This is a genomic window from Dehalobacterium formicoaceticum (assembly GCF_002224645.1).
Taxonomy (GTDB): domain Bacteria; phylum Bacillota; class Dehalobacteriia; order Dehalobacteriales; family Dehalobacteriaceae; genus Dehalobacterium; species Dehalobacterium formicoaceticum.
Window position 1 is genome coordinate 1,737,617 of sequence record NZ_CP022121.1, and the last position, 15,314, is coordinate 1,752,930.

The 15,314-nt window shown below is 41.5% G+C and carries 17 protein-coding genes; 10 read left to right on the forward strand and 7 right to left on the reverse strand.

Annotated elements, in window-relative coordinates:
• Positions 1-28: 28 nt before the first annotated feature.
• The 4 genes from ftsA (at position 29) to sigE (ending at position 4,307) form a co-directional block, all read left to right on the forward strand.
• A complete protein-coding gene (gene ftsA, locus CEQ75_RS08510; RefSeq protein ID WP_157677382.1) occupies positions 29-1,264 on the forward strand; it encodes a cell division protein FtsA in 1,236 nt (411 codons plus the stop codon).
• A 30-nt stretch (positions 1,265-1,294) separates the two neighbouring features.
• Positions 1,295-2,347, forward strand: coding sequence for a cell division protein FtsZ (ftsZ, locus tag CEQ75_RS08515; protein WP_089609952.1), 1,053 nt, complete (start codon positions 1,295-1,297; stop codon positions 2,345-2,347).
• Positions 2,348-2,621: 274 nt separating this feature from the next.
• A complete protein-coding gene (gene spoIIGA / locus CEQ75_RS08520; RefSeq protein ID WP_157677383.1) occupies positions 2,622-3,521 on the forward strand; it encodes a sigma-E processing peptidase SpoIIGA in 900 nt (299 codons plus the stop codon).
• A 57-nt stretch (positions 3,522-3,578) separates the two neighbouring features.
• Positions 3,579-4,307, forward strand: coding sequence for an RNA polymerase sporulation sigma factor SigE (gene sigE, locus CEQ75_RS08525; RefSeq protein ID WP_276327722.1), 729 nt, complete (start codon positions 3,579-3,581; stop codon positions 4,305-4,307).
• A gap of 21 nt (positions 4,308-4,328) precedes the next feature.
• Here sigE and CEQ75_RS08530 read toward each other — a convergent pair whose 3' ends face one another.
• Positions 4,329-5,186 carry a DegV family protein gene (locus tag CEQ75_RS08530; protein ID WP_242965420.1) on the reverse strand — a complete coding sequence of 286 codons (858 nt, stop codon included), beginning with the start codon at positions 5,184-5,186 and terminating at the stop codon, positions 4,329-4,331.
• A gap of 205 nt (positions 5,187-5,391) precedes the next feature.
• Here CEQ75_RS08530 and sigG point away from each other — a divergent pair, with 205 nt between their 5' ends.
• Together sigG and spoIIR are read left to right on the forward strand one after the other, a co-directional pair.
• A complete protein-coding gene (sigG, locus tag CEQ75_RS08535; RefSeq protein ID WP_198306670.1) occupies positions 5,392-6,165 on the forward strand; it encodes an RNA polymerase sporulation sigma factor SigG in 774 nt (257 codons plus the stop codon).
• A 100-nt stretch (positions 6,166-6,265) separates the two neighbouring features.
• Positions 6,266-6,934, forward strand: a complete 669-nt coding sequence (gene spoIIR, locus CEQ75_RS08540; RefSeq protein ID WP_089609956.1) for a stage II sporulation protein R — start codon at positions 6,266-6,268, stop codon at positions 6,932-6,934.
• A 26-nt stretch (positions 6,935-6,960) separates the two neighbouring features.
• Here the strand turns inward: spoIIR and CEQ75_RS08545 are convergent, their stop codons facing one another.
• The 3 genes from CEQ75_RS08545 to CEQ75_RS08555 all read right to left on the reverse strand — a co-directional run bounded on the left by CEQ75_RS08545 (position 6,961) and on the right by CEQ75_RS08555 (position 10,286).
• The gene (locus CEQ75_RS08545; protein ID WP_089609957.1) at positions 6,961-7,821 is read right to left on the reverse strand and encodes a 2-oxoacid:ferredoxin oxidoreductase subunit beta; all 861 of its coding nucleotides are present in this window, start codon (positions 7,819-7,821) and stop codon (positions 6,961-6,963) included.
• Positions 7,822-9,498, reverse strand: coding sequence for a 2-oxoacid:acceptor oxidoreductase subunit alpha (locus CEQ75_RS08550; protein ID WP_089609958.1), 1,677 nt, complete (start codon positions 9,496-9,498; stop codon positions 7,822-7,824).
• Positions 9,499-9,686: 188 nt separating this feature from the next.
• Positions 9,687-10,286, reverse strand: coding sequence for a Crp/Fnr family transcriptional regulator (locus CEQ75_RS08555; RefSeq protein ID WP_089609959.1), 600 nt, complete (start codon positions 10,284-10,286; stop codon positions 9,687-9,689).
• Positions 10,287-10,591: 305 nt separating this feature from the next.
• Between CEQ75_RS08555 and CEQ75_RS08560 the strand changes: the two genes are divergently transcribed.
• Positions 10,592-11,131, forward strand: coding sequence for a 4Fe-4S binding protein (locus CEQ75_RS08560; protein WP_089609960.1), 540 nt, complete (start codon positions 10,592-10,594; stop codon positions 11,129-11,131).
• Between the two features lie 99 nt (positions 11,132-11,230).
• A complete protein-coding gene (locus CEQ75_RS08565) occupies positions 11,231-11,674 on the forward strand; it encodes a hypothetical protein (protein ID WP_089609961.1) in 444 nt (147 codons plus the stop codon).
• 97 nt (positions 11,675-11,771) lie between these two features.
• Here the strand turns inward: CEQ75_RS08565 and CEQ75_RS08570 are convergent, their stop codons facing one another.
• Both CEQ75_RS08570 and CEQ75_RS08575 read right to left on the reverse strand, forming a co-directional pair.
• A complete protein-coding gene (locus tag CEQ75_RS08570; RefSeq protein WP_089609962.1) occupies positions 11,772-12,095 on the reverse strand; it encodes a HepT-like ribonuclease domain-containing protein in 324 nt (107 codons plus the stop codon).
• Positions 12,073-12,390 (reverse strand): nucleotidyltransferase family protein, encoded by a 318-nt coding sequence (locus CEQ75_RS08575; RefSeq protein ID WP_089609963.1) that lies wholly within the window; start codon positions 12,388-12,390, stop codon positions 12,073-12,075. Before CEQ75_RS08575 ends, CEQ75_RS08570 begins: the two co-directional genes overlap by 23 nt.
• A 352-nt stretch (positions 12,391-12,742) precedes the next feature.
• Between CEQ75_RS08575 and relB the strand changes: the two genes are divergently transcribed.
• Positions 12,743-12,967, forward strand: coding sequence for a type II toxin-antitoxin system RelB family antitoxin (gene relB, locus CEQ75_RS08580; protein ID WP_198306671.1), 225 nt, complete (start codon positions 12,743-12,745; stop codon positions 12,965-12,967).
• 2 nt (positions 12,968-12,969) lie between these two features.
• Positions 12,970-13,329 carry a type II toxin-antitoxin system RelE family toxin gene (locus tag CEQ75_RS08585; protein WP_089609964.1) on the forward strand — a complete coding sequence of 120 codons (360 nt, stop codon included), beginning with the start codon at positions 12,970-12,972 and terminating at the stop codon, positions 13,327-13,329.
• A gap of 245 nt (positions 13,330-13,574) precedes the next feature.
• Here the strand turns inward: CEQ75_RS08585 and CEQ75_RS08590 are convergent, their stop codons facing one another.
• A complete protein-coding gene (locus CEQ75_RS08590) occupies positions 13,575-15,008 on the reverse strand; it encodes a sigma-54 interaction domain-containing protein (protein WP_089609965.1) in 1,434 nt (477 codons plus the stop codon).
• Positions 15,009-15,314 lie beyond the last annotated feature (306 nt).

Genomic DNA, 15,314 nt, shown 5'->3' on the forward strand with positions numbered 1-15,314 from the left:
GGTGTCGTACCGAAAAGGGGTGCGAGAATTGGACAACTATAATTTAGTGGCAGGTTTAGATATTGGAGCTGCCAAAACCGTTATTTTAGTAGGAGAAATGAATGATCACGGTGAATTGAATATAATCGGAGCCGGAGAACATTCTACTCAAGGTCTGAGGAAGGGCAGTATCGTTGATATTGAAGGTGTGACAAATACCATTCGCCAGGCTTTGGCACAAGCGGAACGCATGTGTGACTGCCATTTGCGTAATGTCTATCTGGCGGTTACCGGAACCCATCTTTCATCTATGAACAATAAAGGTGTCATCGCCATTACCAATAGAAACAGAGAAATTTCTTCCGATGATGTGACCCGGGTACTGCAGGCCTCTAAGGTGGTGGCTTTACCTCAGGATCGCAAGATCATACATATCCATCCCCGGCAATATACAGTAGACGGCCATGAAGGCATTGTGGATCCTGTTGGGATGGCAGGTGCTCGTTTGGAAGTGGAAATAAACATTGTCAGTGCATCCGGAACGGCATTACAGAACCTTTTACGCTGTGTCAATAAAGCAGGATTGCAGGAAGAAGAACTTTTGCCCGCCGGCCTTGCTTCCGCTGAAGCGGTACTCTTACCTGAGGAAAAGGATTTAGGCTGTCTGCTGGTTGATATTGGCGGCAGCGTCACGGATTGTGCCATCTTTGATCAGGGTCGCTTATGGGCATCCAGTGTTATTCCGGTAGGAGGCAATTTGATCACTAATGATATTGCTATTGGTTTGAGAATACCGGTGGAATTAGCGGAAGAAATAAAAATAGATCACGGTTGTGTTTCCCACAGTTTGGTGATCGCTCAGGAAACCATCGCTTTACCGGATATTATTGTTCAGGAAACCAAAAAGGTTGCTCCGAAGACATTGACCGGAATTATTGAACCGCGCATGCGGGAAATCTTATCTTTAATTAAGGATGAGGTTAAAAGAGTCGGATATCGGGGTGTGTTTCCCGGTGGGATGATTATCACCGGGGGCGCTGCACAGCTTACGGGACTGGCAGAACTGGCAGCAGAAGAAATGGATCTGCCGGTTAGAATCGGTTATCCCAAGGAGATCAAAGGCGTCAGTGAAGCAGTGCATAGTCCGGCTTATGCCACTGCAGCCGGCTTGGTTTTGTATGGAGCCGGTAACCTGTCTTATCTTCAGGCTGCACCTGCAGGAGAACGTTTTTTCGGTGGAGTAGTTAACAGGGTAAAGCACCTGTTTGGTGATTTTTTTGCATAAGAAAAGTGAGAACGTTAAGGAGGATTATGAATGCTTGAATTTGATGATTATGAAATTGCACAATTCGCTAAAATAAAAGTTGTCGGTGTTGGGGGCGGCGGAAATAATGCAGTAAACCGAATGATCAAAAGTAATCTAAAAGGTGTGGAGTTCATTGGCGTCAATACGGACGCCCAGGCCTTACAGCACTCCCATGCCGAAGTAGTGGTGCAGATTGGCAATAAACTGACCAAAGGCTTGGGTGCCGGGGCCAATCCGGAGATTGGCAAGAAAGCAGCGGAAGAATCACGGGAAGAATTATCCTCAATATTAAATGGTGCCGATATGGTTTTTGTCACCGCCGGTATGGGCGGCGGTACCGGCACAGGAGCAGCGCCGATCGTAGCTGAAGTAGCGAAAGAATTAGGCGCCCTTACCGTGGGCGTTGTGACGCGGCCATTTACCTTTGAAGGCCGGCGCCGAGCTCAGCAGGCTGAAGCGGGAATTACCGATTTAAAAAGTAAAGTGGATACCCTGATTACGATTCCTAATGATAAATTGCTGCAGGTTATTGATAAGAAAACAACCATCACTGATGCCTTTGTCATCGCCGATGATGTGCTGCGTCAAGGTGTTCAGGGCATCTCCGACTTAATTGCTGTACCGGGACTGATTAATCTGGACTTTGCCGACGTAAAGACCATTATGAAAGAAGCCGGCTCCGCCCTGATGGGTATCGGATCGGCAACAGGCGATAATAGAGCCGCCGAGGCGGCCAAAGCGGCCATCTCCAGCCCCTTGTTAGAGACCTCCATTACCGGGGCCAAGGGCGTATTATTAAACATCACCGGTTCCAGCAGCTTAAGCCTCTTTGAAGTTAATGAGGCAGCGGAAATCATTGCGGCCGCTTCGGATCCGGAAGCCAACATTATTTTTGGTGCCGTCATTGATGATAACATTGATGATTCCATCCGGGTGACGGTGATCGCAACCGGATTCGACGGCAGAAGCGTGAAAAAAATTGAAACACCTGATAATGTGGATCTCAAATCATTTACCGTAGATGATTTGGACATTCCCGCATTTTTGCGCAGAAAAATTTAATATGATTTAAGATGAAGGAAAAACCGATTCTCAGGAATCGGTTTTTTTTATCTTCATTTTCAGTAAATGATTATGGATCAGAATTTGGTCCTTGAAAGAAATTGATCGATTTATGAGGGATATTTTCCCATATATCAGGCGTCAAATGACAAGTTTTTGTAACTCAATTTATTATAATGAATATGTCCTTGACGAAGAATAGGCTCATGGATCTGTACATATATTGATATAGAGTTTAGATATGCCTTTCCAAGGGAAAAGAAAGGTGATGGGCATGGGATCAACCTATATTGTTTATGCAGATGTACTTTTCATCACGAATTTTTTGCTTGATTACGTTATTCTTTGGGCGACAGCCCGGTTCGGTCATTTTGGAACAAGTCATTTACGCATCTTTTTCGGTGCTTTACTGGGTGCTTGTTATGGTGTTTTGATGATTTATCCGGAGCTGGAATTTCTCTATGAGCTAACCATTAAGGTGCTTTTTTCTTTTTTAATCGTGATTTTGGTCTTTCCTCGCTTAACGATTAAAAAATACCTCCAGGCCACAGCCTGCTTTTATGGGATCAGCTTTGCCATGGCCGGTGCCGTATTGGGAGGAAGCTCTTTTTTGTCAAAGAGTCCGGATCTCTTTCAATTTCTTAACATCAAAAGTACCGCCCTTATTTTTGGCGTCGCCATGGCGGTGATTTTAGGACGCTGGGGGTTGATTTATTTGCGGCGCCATTGGCAAAAAAGTCAGTTCAAAATCTCAGTGGAGGTCTTCATCGATAAAAAATCTTTGACTTTGGAAGCCTTAATTGATACGGGAAATGATTTGAAAGACCCCTTAAGCCGAAAACCTGTTATCATCGTGGAATATCAAGCCATAAAAAAAATGCTCCCTGTCGATTTTCAACAATGCTTTGAAAGATATGGGGGTGATGATGTGACAAAAGTATTGGAAAACTGCAATAATGCAAGCTGGATTACCCAGGTACGTATGGTTCCCTTTCATTCTATCGGTAAACATCATGGTATGCTTTTGGGATATAAACCGGATTTAGTGGTGCTTTTTGGGCAAGAGAAAATTGTTACCAAAGATGTCATGATCTGCCTTTATCATAAGCCCTTGAGTACTTCCGGAGCTTATCGGGCGGTCTTGAATCCTGAAGTATTTGAAAGAGCGGCTTAAGGTGAAAGCGTGAATCATACGAACGGTTAGTGGATGATAACAAAGGAGGATAACAAGGTGCAAAGAAACTGGATCAAAGTTAAATTTGCCATGGAGGTAGGATATCTGCGTATTCTGCAGAAACTGCACATGGAAGCAGATATCTTTTATGTGGGGAGCAGTGAAGCGCTGCCGCCCCCTTTAAGCAGCGATGAAGAGATCTTTTTGCTATCCCGCCTGGAATTGGGGGATCAGTCGGTAAAAGAGGTCTTAATAGAAAGAAATCTGCGTTTAGTTGTTTATATTGCCCGTAAGTTCGAAAACACGGGTGTGGGAATTGAGGATCTGGTTTCTATCGGCACCATTGGTCTCATTAAGGCAGTTAATACCTTTGATCCCGGAAAAAAGATTAAGCTGGCCACTTACGCTTCCCGCTGCATTGAAAACGAAATTTTGATGCATTTGCGGCGTACCAATAAAACCCGTTCAGAAGTTTCCTTTGATGAACCTTTAAACATCGATTGGGATGGCAATGAATTATTACTCTCTGATGTTTTAGGCACGGAAAATGATGTGATTTACAAATCTATTGAAGAAGAGGTGGAGAAGAAGCTTTTAAATACCGCTATGACTAAATTAAACCCTCGGGAAAAGAAAATCATGGAGCTGCGTTTCGGTCTCGGGGATGGGGTCGAGAAAACCCAAAAAGAAGTAGCTGATTTTTTGGGGATTTCTCAATCCTATATTTCCCGCCTGGAAAAAAGAATCATTAAAAGACTGAAAAAGGAGATTCATAAAATGGAATGAGAACTGGAAATGAGAAAATAGTTATTTGTTGGTATAATAAGCGATGCCTAAAGCCCCTGGTCCCACATGGGCACCGATGACGGGACTGACGGGCGAGACAGGCAAGGAAACACCTAAATGAACGGCAATCTTTTCAGATAATGTTTGGGCGCCTTTTTCATCATTGATATGATGCACCACCCCTTCCCCGAAACCCTTCTTTTGGACATCCTCATAGAAAATCCTCAAAATCTCCTGGATCGCCTTTTCCGAAGTGCGGATCTTTTTAAGCACAGCCACCTTTCCATCAATGACTGTCAGGATCGGTTTTATTTTCAGCACCGTGCCCAATAAATGAGACGCCCCGCCGATTCTTCCGCCTTTTTTTAAATAATCTAATGTTTGAGGAATAAATAAAAATTTGCTTTTTTTCATCACCTCTCGGGCCGCATCTATGACCTGCTCCAGGGATTCACCTTTATGTGCGCTTCTAGCCGCAGCCAATACGGCAAAACCCTGCTGCATACAAGTGGATCTGGAATCGATGATTTCAATCCTGGCTTCCGGGTATTTCTCCCTGATCATGCTTTTCGCTGTTAAAGCTGTGGCGTAGGTACCGCTTAATTCTGCGGAAATAAAAATACCCACCACTCCATGACCGTTTCCAATGTGCTTTTCAAAGATATCATAAATATCCTGAATTCCCGGTTGAGAAGAAGTGGGGAGGGCAGGATATTTTTCAATTTGCCTGAAAAAAGAAACTGGATCGATTGTTTCTTCTAAATATGACTGATCCGCCATGTTAATGCTTAAAGAAACCACGGAAATATCGAGATCCTGGCGCAATTGTTTTTCCAGACAGGAGGTACTGTCTGTGACTATTTTGATGGACAAATTCATTCCCCTTTGCATGGCATATTTTTAATGTTTCATGTAATCAATTCGACATCAGCCGCCTTCTCCCTCTATGGGAAGGAGGCAATTTTATTGTTCTATTAAGATTAAAATGTAAATTGATGGCAGTGTCTAACGGTATATTTCCTTAAAGCAATGGTAATAATTAAGTTAAGATTATAAAAATTCCCTGTGAAGGGGGTTCGTGCCCTTGTTAATGAATAAGGTTGAAATTTGCGGCGTTAATACTTCCAAATTACCCGTGTTAAAAAATGATGTGATGAGAAAGCTTTTTAAAGATATGCAAAATGGAGATCTAAGTGCCCGGGAGAAAATTATCAGCGGTAATCTGCGTCTGGTGCTTAGCGTGATTCAAAGATTTACCAATCGGGGAGAAAATGTTGATGATTTATTTCAGGTCGGCTGCATCGGGCTGATGAAGGCTACGGATAATTTCGATCTGTCCCAGAACGTGAAGTTTTCTACCTACGCCGTACCGATGATCATTGGTGAGATCCGGCGTTATTTAAGAGACAACAATCCGATTCGGGTTAGCAGATCTTTACGGGATGTAGCTTACAAAGCCCTCCAGGTACGTGATAAACTGGTGAATAAAAATTCCCGGGAGCCCTCGGTTACAGAAATTGCCAAAGAACTTAATATTCCTCGGGAAGAAATAGTCTTTGCCTTGGATGCGATTCAAGAACCAATTTCTTTATTTGAACCGATTTATCACGACGGCGGTGATCCCATTTTTGTTATGGATCAAATCGGGGATGAGAAGAATCACGATGTTCAGTGGCTGGAGGGGATTGCCGTTCGGGAGGCGCTGAGAAAGCTGAGCGAGCGGGAGAAAAAAATTATTACCTTGCGTTTTTTTGAAGGCAAAACACAAATGGAAGTAGCAGAGGAAATCGGTATTTCTCAGGCCCAGGTATCCCGTTTGGAAAAAGGTGCCTTAATGCATTTAAAGAAACAAATGTAAGGTCAATAACTGAAGAGTAAATAAAAGTGATGTCTATAACAACAATGTCAATAGATGTGAAGGAATATTTTGGGCGCGAAAATTCGGAGAGGTGATATGCATGAAAGGCATGAAAATAAAGAAAAGATGGGGCTGGTTATTGCTTCTTTTAGGAATCGGGGCGGGTGGATTTATCTATGGTTATCAGGAATACAATGCCAAACCTCTGCCCAATAATGATTTGATCAGACTGCATGTACTGGCCAACAGTGATTCTGCTTATGACCAAAAGGTGAAGCTTCTGGTAAGGGATGAAGTGATTAAGTATATGACACCTTATTTTCAGGAAGCGAAAACCATAGCAGAGGCGAGAGCAAAGGTACAGGAACAGCTGCCGGAGATCCAAAAATGTGCCGAAAACCGCTTGGCTTCTTTAGGAGAAAATTATTCCGCCCAAGCGGAATTAGGGGATTTTAATTTTCCCACCAAAGCCTACGGAAATTTAGTTCTGCCATCAGGAGAATATGAAGCGTTGCGCATCGTTTTGGGAGCAGGGGAAGGGAAAAATTGGTGGTGTGTACTTTATCCTCCCCTATGTTTCGTTGATATTTCCAGTACTATTGCCGTTCGTTCCGTGGACATACCGGAAGCCGATGCAGAAGTGCATCCGGTGAATGCTCAACCGGCAAAGGTTGTGATCAAGTTCAAGCTTTGGGAGGAAGTACAGGATTTACTGGAAAGAAGATCCTTGGCGAAAGCAAATGAAAATGAGTCGATATTGCACAATTAGAGAAGGGGCCGCACCGGCCCCTTCTTTTATTGAAAATCTGCCAGAAATCTTTTTGCATCTTGAGGCGTCCAAGCCCTGTCAATTAAGGGCTTGCCTTCTTTAAGCCAAGGGATTCTGTCAATTAATGTGGGTCGCTCTACCTTATAAAAAATCCCTAGGGGGATACCCTGTTCCCACTCCTGAGCCAGCTTAAAAGCCTTCTGTAAATCTGTCCGATCATGATCCGGGTCAATAAAGTAAGTGTGATCTTGATACCACTTATAGGTGTTGACCTTGTTAAAAGAAACACAGTTTTGCAAAACATCTACCAAAGCATAACCTGGATGCTTGATGGCCTCCTTCAAAACACCGCTTAAATGCTCCCTGGCACCGGAGAAGCTCCGGGCGACAAAGGTGCAGCCCAGCCCCAGGGCCATGGATACAGGGTTTAAGGGATTAACCTTAACCCCGTCAAGCTGCATGCTGGTAATCTGTCCCAAGGAGGTAGTGGGTGAACCCTGGCCTTTGGTCAGTCCATAGACCTGATTATCGTGCACAATATGGACCAGATCCACATTTCGGCGGATATTATGAAGGAGATGATTGCCACCTTCCCCGTAGGTATCCCCGTCTCCGGTACTAATAATGACCTGCAGATCTTTGTTGGCCAGCTTTGCTCCCACAGCCGGTGGGACAGCCCGTCCATGGAGTCCATTGAAACCGTTAGCATTAATATAATGGGGGGTTTTTGCCGCCTGTCCTATTCCGGAAACCATCAAAACTTCATGGGGTGCCAGCTCTAAATCCGCCAAGGTCTGTTTTAGGACTGCTAAAATATCGAAGTTGCCGCAGCCGGGACACCAGGCGTTGTCGCCGATCATATCATAGGTTTTAATGTCAAGAGCCATTTAAAAAACCTCCTTTTTCAACCGCTGCACAATTTCATAAGCATTAAAGGGACGGCCGTCATATTTTAAGATGCTGTCGGTGCATTTAATACCTGTTTCCTGACGGATCAGCCGGGCCATTTGACCCAGGTAATTCTGCTCGATATTTATGATCTTCTCGGCATGGGCAGCATACTTTTCCAGATTTTTTAACGGCAAGGGCCAAATATCGCCAAAAACCAATGCCCCAATGGCTATTCCTTCCTTATTAAGGATTTCTATGGCTTCTTGTACCGGTCCCTGGGTTGAGCCCCAGGCGATACATAGATACTGAGGATTTTCCACACCCAGGTATTCCGGCTCCTGCAGTTCCTCTTGCAGCAGCTTTAATTTATTCATGCGCTTTTCCATCATAGCGATACGCATCTCCGCTGATTCGGTAATATTGCCCCGCTCATCATGTTCATCGCTGTCGGCCAGCACTGTGACACCAGGGAATTTGCCGGGGATTACCCGGGGAGAAATTCCGTTTTCCGTAAGACGGTAACGAAGATGGTGCTCATGATCCTCAGGCAGATCCTTCTGGAGATACCTTTCTATTTTTAAACTGTCAAAATCAAAGGGGAGACAAGTACGGCTGCTGTCGCCGAAAAACTGGTCGGAGAGGACAATTACCAGTAGCTGGTATTTATCCGCCAGATTGAGGGCGCGCTGGATTTGGTAAAAGCCGTCCTCAGGATTTTTCACAGATATTACCATTCGGGGGATTTCCCCATGTCCGGCGGAGAGGATAAAGCTTAGATCCCCCTGCTCTGTCCGGGTGGGAAAGCCTGTTGCCGGACCGGGCCGCATAGAGTTAATGACCACTAGGGGAGTTTCAGTGATCCCGGCCAGCCCCAAGGCCTCCGTCATCAGCGAAAAACCTCCTCCGGAAGTGGCAGTCATTGCCCGCACTCCGGCGTATGAGGCACCAATTGCCATGTTAATCGCAGCAATCTCATCCTCGGCCTGCTCGACGACAATTCCTGTCTCCGCTTGCTTTTCCGAAAGATAGGTCATAATACTGGTGGAGGGGGTCATGGGATAACCGGAATAAAAAGCCACTCCTCCCGCCAAAGCACCCAGGGCAAGGGCTTGATTACCGCTGATTAGGATCTGGCGGTCCTCTTTTTCCGGGCCGCAATCAAAAAGTGGGGTCACCATTTGATAACCTTCATGAAAAGCTTTGATATTTATTTCCCTGATTTTTTCCTTATACTCTTTTTGGAAAACCTCTTCCAGACCTTCTGTGCTGAAACCCAGCAGCTTGGCCACGGCCCCCATGGCAATGGTGCCGGCTACCCTGGGATTGCCCAGTTCTTTGGCTGATTTTTCCAAGGGCAGTCCCAAGAGACCAGGTTTTTCCCCGGCCAGCTTTTCATCGCAAATGATATATCCGCCTTTTTTGAGGCGTTCACTGTGGAGTTTTAAGGTTTCGGCATCAAAAGCCATAATAATATCCAATTCCGGCCAATAACCGGTTAAAGGGCTGTCGCTGAATCTGATCTGGGTAAAGTTATGGCCGCCCCGCACCCTGGACATATAATCCTTGTTGGAAAAAAGATAAAAACCCTTGGCTTTGATTATTTTTTCCAAAGCACCGGCCAGCGTTTCGATCCCTTGCCCGGCGGCACCGCCAACTAAAATACTATATTCCATCCATCTAAACCTCCTTTAAAATGCTTCAACGAGTAATTTCTTTGGATGTATTCTGCATCAAAATGGTTCCTTCGAGTTTTAGTATATCATTTTACTAAGGTTTTGTAATGTCTTTTCATAATCCCATCTCAGATTACGTCTCTCTCAATTCAATTATGGAACATCCCCTTGGGCTATTTTCCCTTTTGTCACTTAAGAAGATCGATCTTTTTCAGGGTGATGGTGTTGGCATTATATTCTAACAAACCATCTTTACGCATTTTATTTAATTCCCTGCTAAGAGAAGTGCGCTCGATACCAAATCTTTCTGCTAAATCTTTTTTGGTAATACTCATTTTAAGAATATTGCTTTTTTGCAGGGAGTACTCATATCTTAGATAGTCAATTATTTTTTGCCGGATGGTCTTCAGGGAAATGGCGTCGATCTTATCTGTCAAGAGCAGCGTCCTGTCAGAAATAACAGTCATCAAACCGGTCATAAAGTGGACATTGGTTTGACTTAATTCCAGAATCAGATCCTTAGAAATATGGAGCAGCACGCTTGGGGATTCGGAAACCACCGTCATATGATAATAATTTTCCCTGGCGAACAAGAGGTTGGCTCCTAAAATGCCTCCTTGGGAAAATACGTTGATTTTTAAGATTCCGCCATCTTCATCAATTTTTTGCACAGCTACTTTACCCTCCAATACAATATCCATGGTGCGGCACATTTCATTTTGCAGGTGAATGATTTGACCTTTATTGTATTGAGTGATCCAAGAATTTGTTGAATTAAATAAGCGCATCAACTCGTCCTGTGAGAAGCAGCTGAAAAGGTTAAGGTTCGATAAAAGATCGATATAAAAAGTATTAATTAAAATTTTACTCCCACCCCAATTAGTTACTATGGTAACTTTTTTATTTTCTAGCTTCAAGTATACTGAAAGAAAGGAAAAAAGGGAAAGGAATCTTTTCTTATACGGGAAAACACATAGGCTTTACAACTTTAAAGGAGGTTTGTCTCTTGCAAAAATACATACAGCTTACTCTGCAAATAGCATTTCTAATATTCTTTCTTTTCCTGACGATTAGCGGGAGGGCACAGTTATGGATGGGGATATTTCTTATCTCAGTCCTTTTGGCCCTCTTATTTGGGCGTATTTACTGCGGCTGGATTTGTCCCATCCATACCGTAACGAGAGGTATTACTTGGATCAAAAAGAAACTGCACATCAAAAGCTTTAGGATTCCGGTATCCCTGACCAAACCATGGGTACGTATTTCTGTTTTTGGGTTGTTTATCGCTTTGTTCATTTTTATTATGGTATCCGGGAAACAGCTGCCTGTTCTTCCTACCTTTTTTTCCATCGGCATTATCGTGGCACTCTTTTTTCCGGAAGAACTATGGCATCGTTATCTATGTCCCTATGGGGCACTGATGAGTTTTCCTGCTCGAAAAGCAAAATACGCCATGGATATTGATCCCGGCGCATGTAACAGCTGCGGAAGATGTATGAGGATCTGCCCGGCCAAAGCCGTGGAAAAAGGTGAGCACCATTATGATATCCTCAAAAAAGACTGTCTTGTTTGTATGGATTGCTCCAGAGGATGTAAGCAAAAGTCGATTCGTTATCGGACTGAAGCTCGATGATAAAAAGCCTCCCTTCTTCGTCTTAATATATGAGAAGAAGAAAGTACCTATTTTGTGGAAAAAGTGAGTTGTCCATAGGTTTGGAGTTACTTGAAATCTATGGACTATCCTGAAGAACCTTATGATTTTGGCGGAACAGAATCCTGGGAACGGCGGATGAGACATTATCTAAAAATTGTTTCAGATAAGTTTCATTACTATTTATCTATTGATGCTAAATACTATGAGATTCAAGGTACAGTTGCGCTTAGCAAATACCAGGATGCCGATTCAGATTATGTAATTTATGACTATCCGGCCCAAATAGAAGGACAATGGATCTGGGGGAAAGGCCAGAACCCCACTGAAAAAGATTTGGCAAGAATAAAATTACGCAAAAATATTTTTCATCTTAATGCGCCTTATTCTCCCCCAAGTGGTTCCAGCATTGAAGAAGGGTATATCCAAAAGGTTTTAATAAAAGAACTTGGGGCTGCAAGAGAAGAAGTAGATTACTTAATTAAATTCTATCAGGACAGCCAATATAAACAATTTCCTCAATAATCCAGATGAAAATGACCAGTTAATAAAAGTGGTAGAGCTGGATCTAGAGAACAATTTGCTTCAGGAAAAAAAGGGTTGTTTAATTGTTTCACATTCATCACAAAATTTTATTAATGCTTTTAATCAGTTCCGGCAGAAAGTCCACCAGAACATCCCAAACGATATTAAGCTGAATTCCCTCATAGTCATGTACAATCCTGTTCCTCATGCCTTTTATCTTTCGCCATGGAATTTGGTTGTTTGCTTCCACAAATTCTACATCCAGCCGACTTACTAATTCTCCGATTTGGCTCAGACTGAAAACACAGGCCGATATGGTTTTTAAGTCGTTTGAAAATTCTTCAAAAGTCATATCGTCTTTGAATTGTATGGCTTGTGATGCATAGTCTTTTAATTTTTCAAGAATAGCTTTCTCTTTCATAAATTACTACTCCCGTTTTTGCAATCTCTTGTTGTATACGACATCCATCGATAATTTGAGATGCTTCAATCAGATCTACTGGAATATCAAGTACCTCGGTAATATCCTCAAGAACACCGAAAAAATCTATCCCCCGAATTTTTCCTCTACTGTCAATGACGATATCAATATCACTTAGCCGTGTTGGATTTCCTTTTGCGTAAGAGCCAAAAAGAATAGCTTTATAAATAGGAGCAGCCTTAAAAACCGGTAGCAGCTTTGCTTTTATTTCATCAGTAGTATAAACCTTTTCCATAAGACCTCTCCTTCCCACCCTAAGCTACTTTAATTTCATACCTAATCTTAATAATTAATTATACGCCAAAATTTGTAATAAGTAAATTGTCCATACGACAAGGGAAGCCATTATCACTGCCTCCCTTGTCGTATACTTTGATTTTATAGATTTATCTTACTTCTGGCTGTATTTTGAAATCCTTGAAGGGTTCTTTCTTTTGCTTCCTCCATTTTACAAGCAGCCGTGATAATTATTAACCCTTATTTCGTGCAGGATGTAAAGTTATGCTTCAGCTCTGAAAATTTGCATTTTCATATTGCACATTGTGGTACAATGTGGTACAATATGGAGTATGAAAGGAGAGATTTTTATGAGTACGATTACAGTTCGATTGAATAGCGACGAAGAAAAACTCTATAAAGAATATGCTGAATTTAAAAATGTTCCTTTGTCAACCTTAATGAAAGAGGCTCTTCAGGAAAAAATTGAAGATGAGATTGATTTAAAGGCAATATTAGCTTATGAACAAAGGCTTGAAAACAATGAAGTTGAATATATTTCTTTTGATGAAATAAAGAAAAGATTGGAAATGTAATTGTGAAATATTCAATACTTTTTGATAAAAATGCAGATAAGCAATTAAGAAAAATAGATATAACTCAACAAAGAATTATAGTTAATTGGCTAGTCAATAACTTAGAAAATACTTATAACCCAAGAATATTTGGTAAATCCCTGAAAGGTAATTTAAAAGATTACTGGCGGTATAGAGTTGGAGACTATAGAATAATCGCTGAAATAAATGATGATGAAGTTAAGATATTAATAATTGAAATAGGTCATAGAAAAATATTTATAAAAAGCTCTGATTGGAAAAACCGGGGGGACAGGCACCTTTATTCACTTGTGAAGCGGAAAGCAGATTTAAAAGTCATAGACACTAAGCTCGAAATCTAGTTTATTCATGGTTTCGTAAAAGCCCCTTTAACTGATTACCTTATTGATACTAATGAACCGAAACATGTGAAAGTGGAATCAATTGATATTGAATTTTCATTGAATTTATTTTTAATATGAAGTGAAACTTCTATCAGCAGGGGTCTTACGGCAGGTTAGTGCATGATAAATATAGCCCAACAATCAGTAATTTTCTGATTGTTGGGCTTTTTTCGGGCAAAACAAAAGACAATTTTTATTTTTGATCAGCTCTTTTTTCTTAAGCCAAATTTTCGAATGCGATAATGAAGGGCTTCACGATGGATCCCCAGATTCCTGGCTGCTTGAGAGACATTCCATTTCGTTTCTGCTAAAGTACGTTCCAAAACATTCTTCTCGAATTCTTCTAACATCTCATGTAAAGAACCTTCGCTTTTTAGGTCTTTTATCGTATTTTCCTCTTGATTGTATGAGATCTCTTTTAAATATAAGGGCAATTCATTGAAGGATAGTTTTCCGTTGGGGGAATCGGTAAAATTCACCATATATTCAATGACATTCTCCAATTCCCGCACATTGCCGGGCCAGGAATAACGGTTAAAAACATCAAGAATCTCATCGTCGATTGTTTTAATATGAAGTTGATATTCGGCATTGAACTTATCAATAAAATGTTTTACCAGCTCCGGGATGTCATCTTTTCTTTCTGCCAGAGAGGGAATTTCCAGGGTCACAACGGCTAGCCGGAAAAACAAATCTTGTCTCAGCTTACCGTTCCTGACCAATTGACGGGGATCCTGATTCGTGGCACTAATCACGCGGCATTTGATAGGGTAATCATGATTGCTGCCCACTCTATTGGCACGTTTTTCCTGTAAAACACGCAATAATTTTCCTTGAATCGACAGGGGTAATGAGTTGAGTTCATCTAAAAATAGTGTACCGTTTTGGGCTTCTTCAAACAGACCGGGTTTATCCACAGCCCCGGTAAAAGCTCCTTTAACTGACCCAAACAAAATTGTCTCCAGGAGATTTTCGGGAATGGAAGCACAGTTAATAGCCACAAACCGTCCATTATTAAATAAACTAGCATTATGAATTCCTTGAGCAATAATTTCTTTCCCGGTGCCTGTTTTACCATATAGCAAAATAGGGGACTTACTTAAAGCGGCTTTTCTGGAGAGTTGTACCAGTGCACGCATTTTTTTGCTGTTACCCACCACATCATAAAGGGTAAAAGATGTATTATTGGATAATTTTACATTAATATTTGTCGTTTTTTGTTTATACTCGGAAATCTTGATTAATTGTTTTTCTGAATAATCGATAAAATGAGCCAGAGAATAAACATATTCTAATTTATGCTCATAATAAAAAGGGTAGGATTGCATAAACATAGCTGTTCTATATCCGTCTTTATTATTATAAATAGCGATCTGTTCTTCCGATTGTTTCCCTGTATCTATGGTATACTGGGTGGCATTAACTTTAAGATCAAGATTTTTCCAGGCTTCACTGTCTTTTTTACCGATAATTTCTTCTCTTTTCACTCCATCCATCTCTTCTACAATGTTGTTGAGCCAGACGATATTTTCTTCCGGATCAACAACATAGATACCTTGTAAAACCATATCAAGGATAGCTTCATACAGTTGATTACGTTTTTTAAGTTCCATCAGCTGATTTTGCATATTTTCCATTCTAAAATCACCTTCAAAAGTTATTTTGCTTTTATCACGCACTAACCGTCCATTATCCCTTATTGAAAGAGTTCCACTTTATACCAAGTTATTACTTTCTCAGAGTATTGATAAGTAATGCTGGTAGGTATTTGCAGAAACAGGTGCTGCGCTATCTGTAATAACATATTACAGTGTAATATGTTTCTGTTTATATATTCCAACCTTGAAAATTCAATAAAATAGAACTAACTGCGTGGAATATCTTATTACAGTATAGCAAGATATTTAACTTTTGCAAATCAATAACAATTAATGAAAACCTAT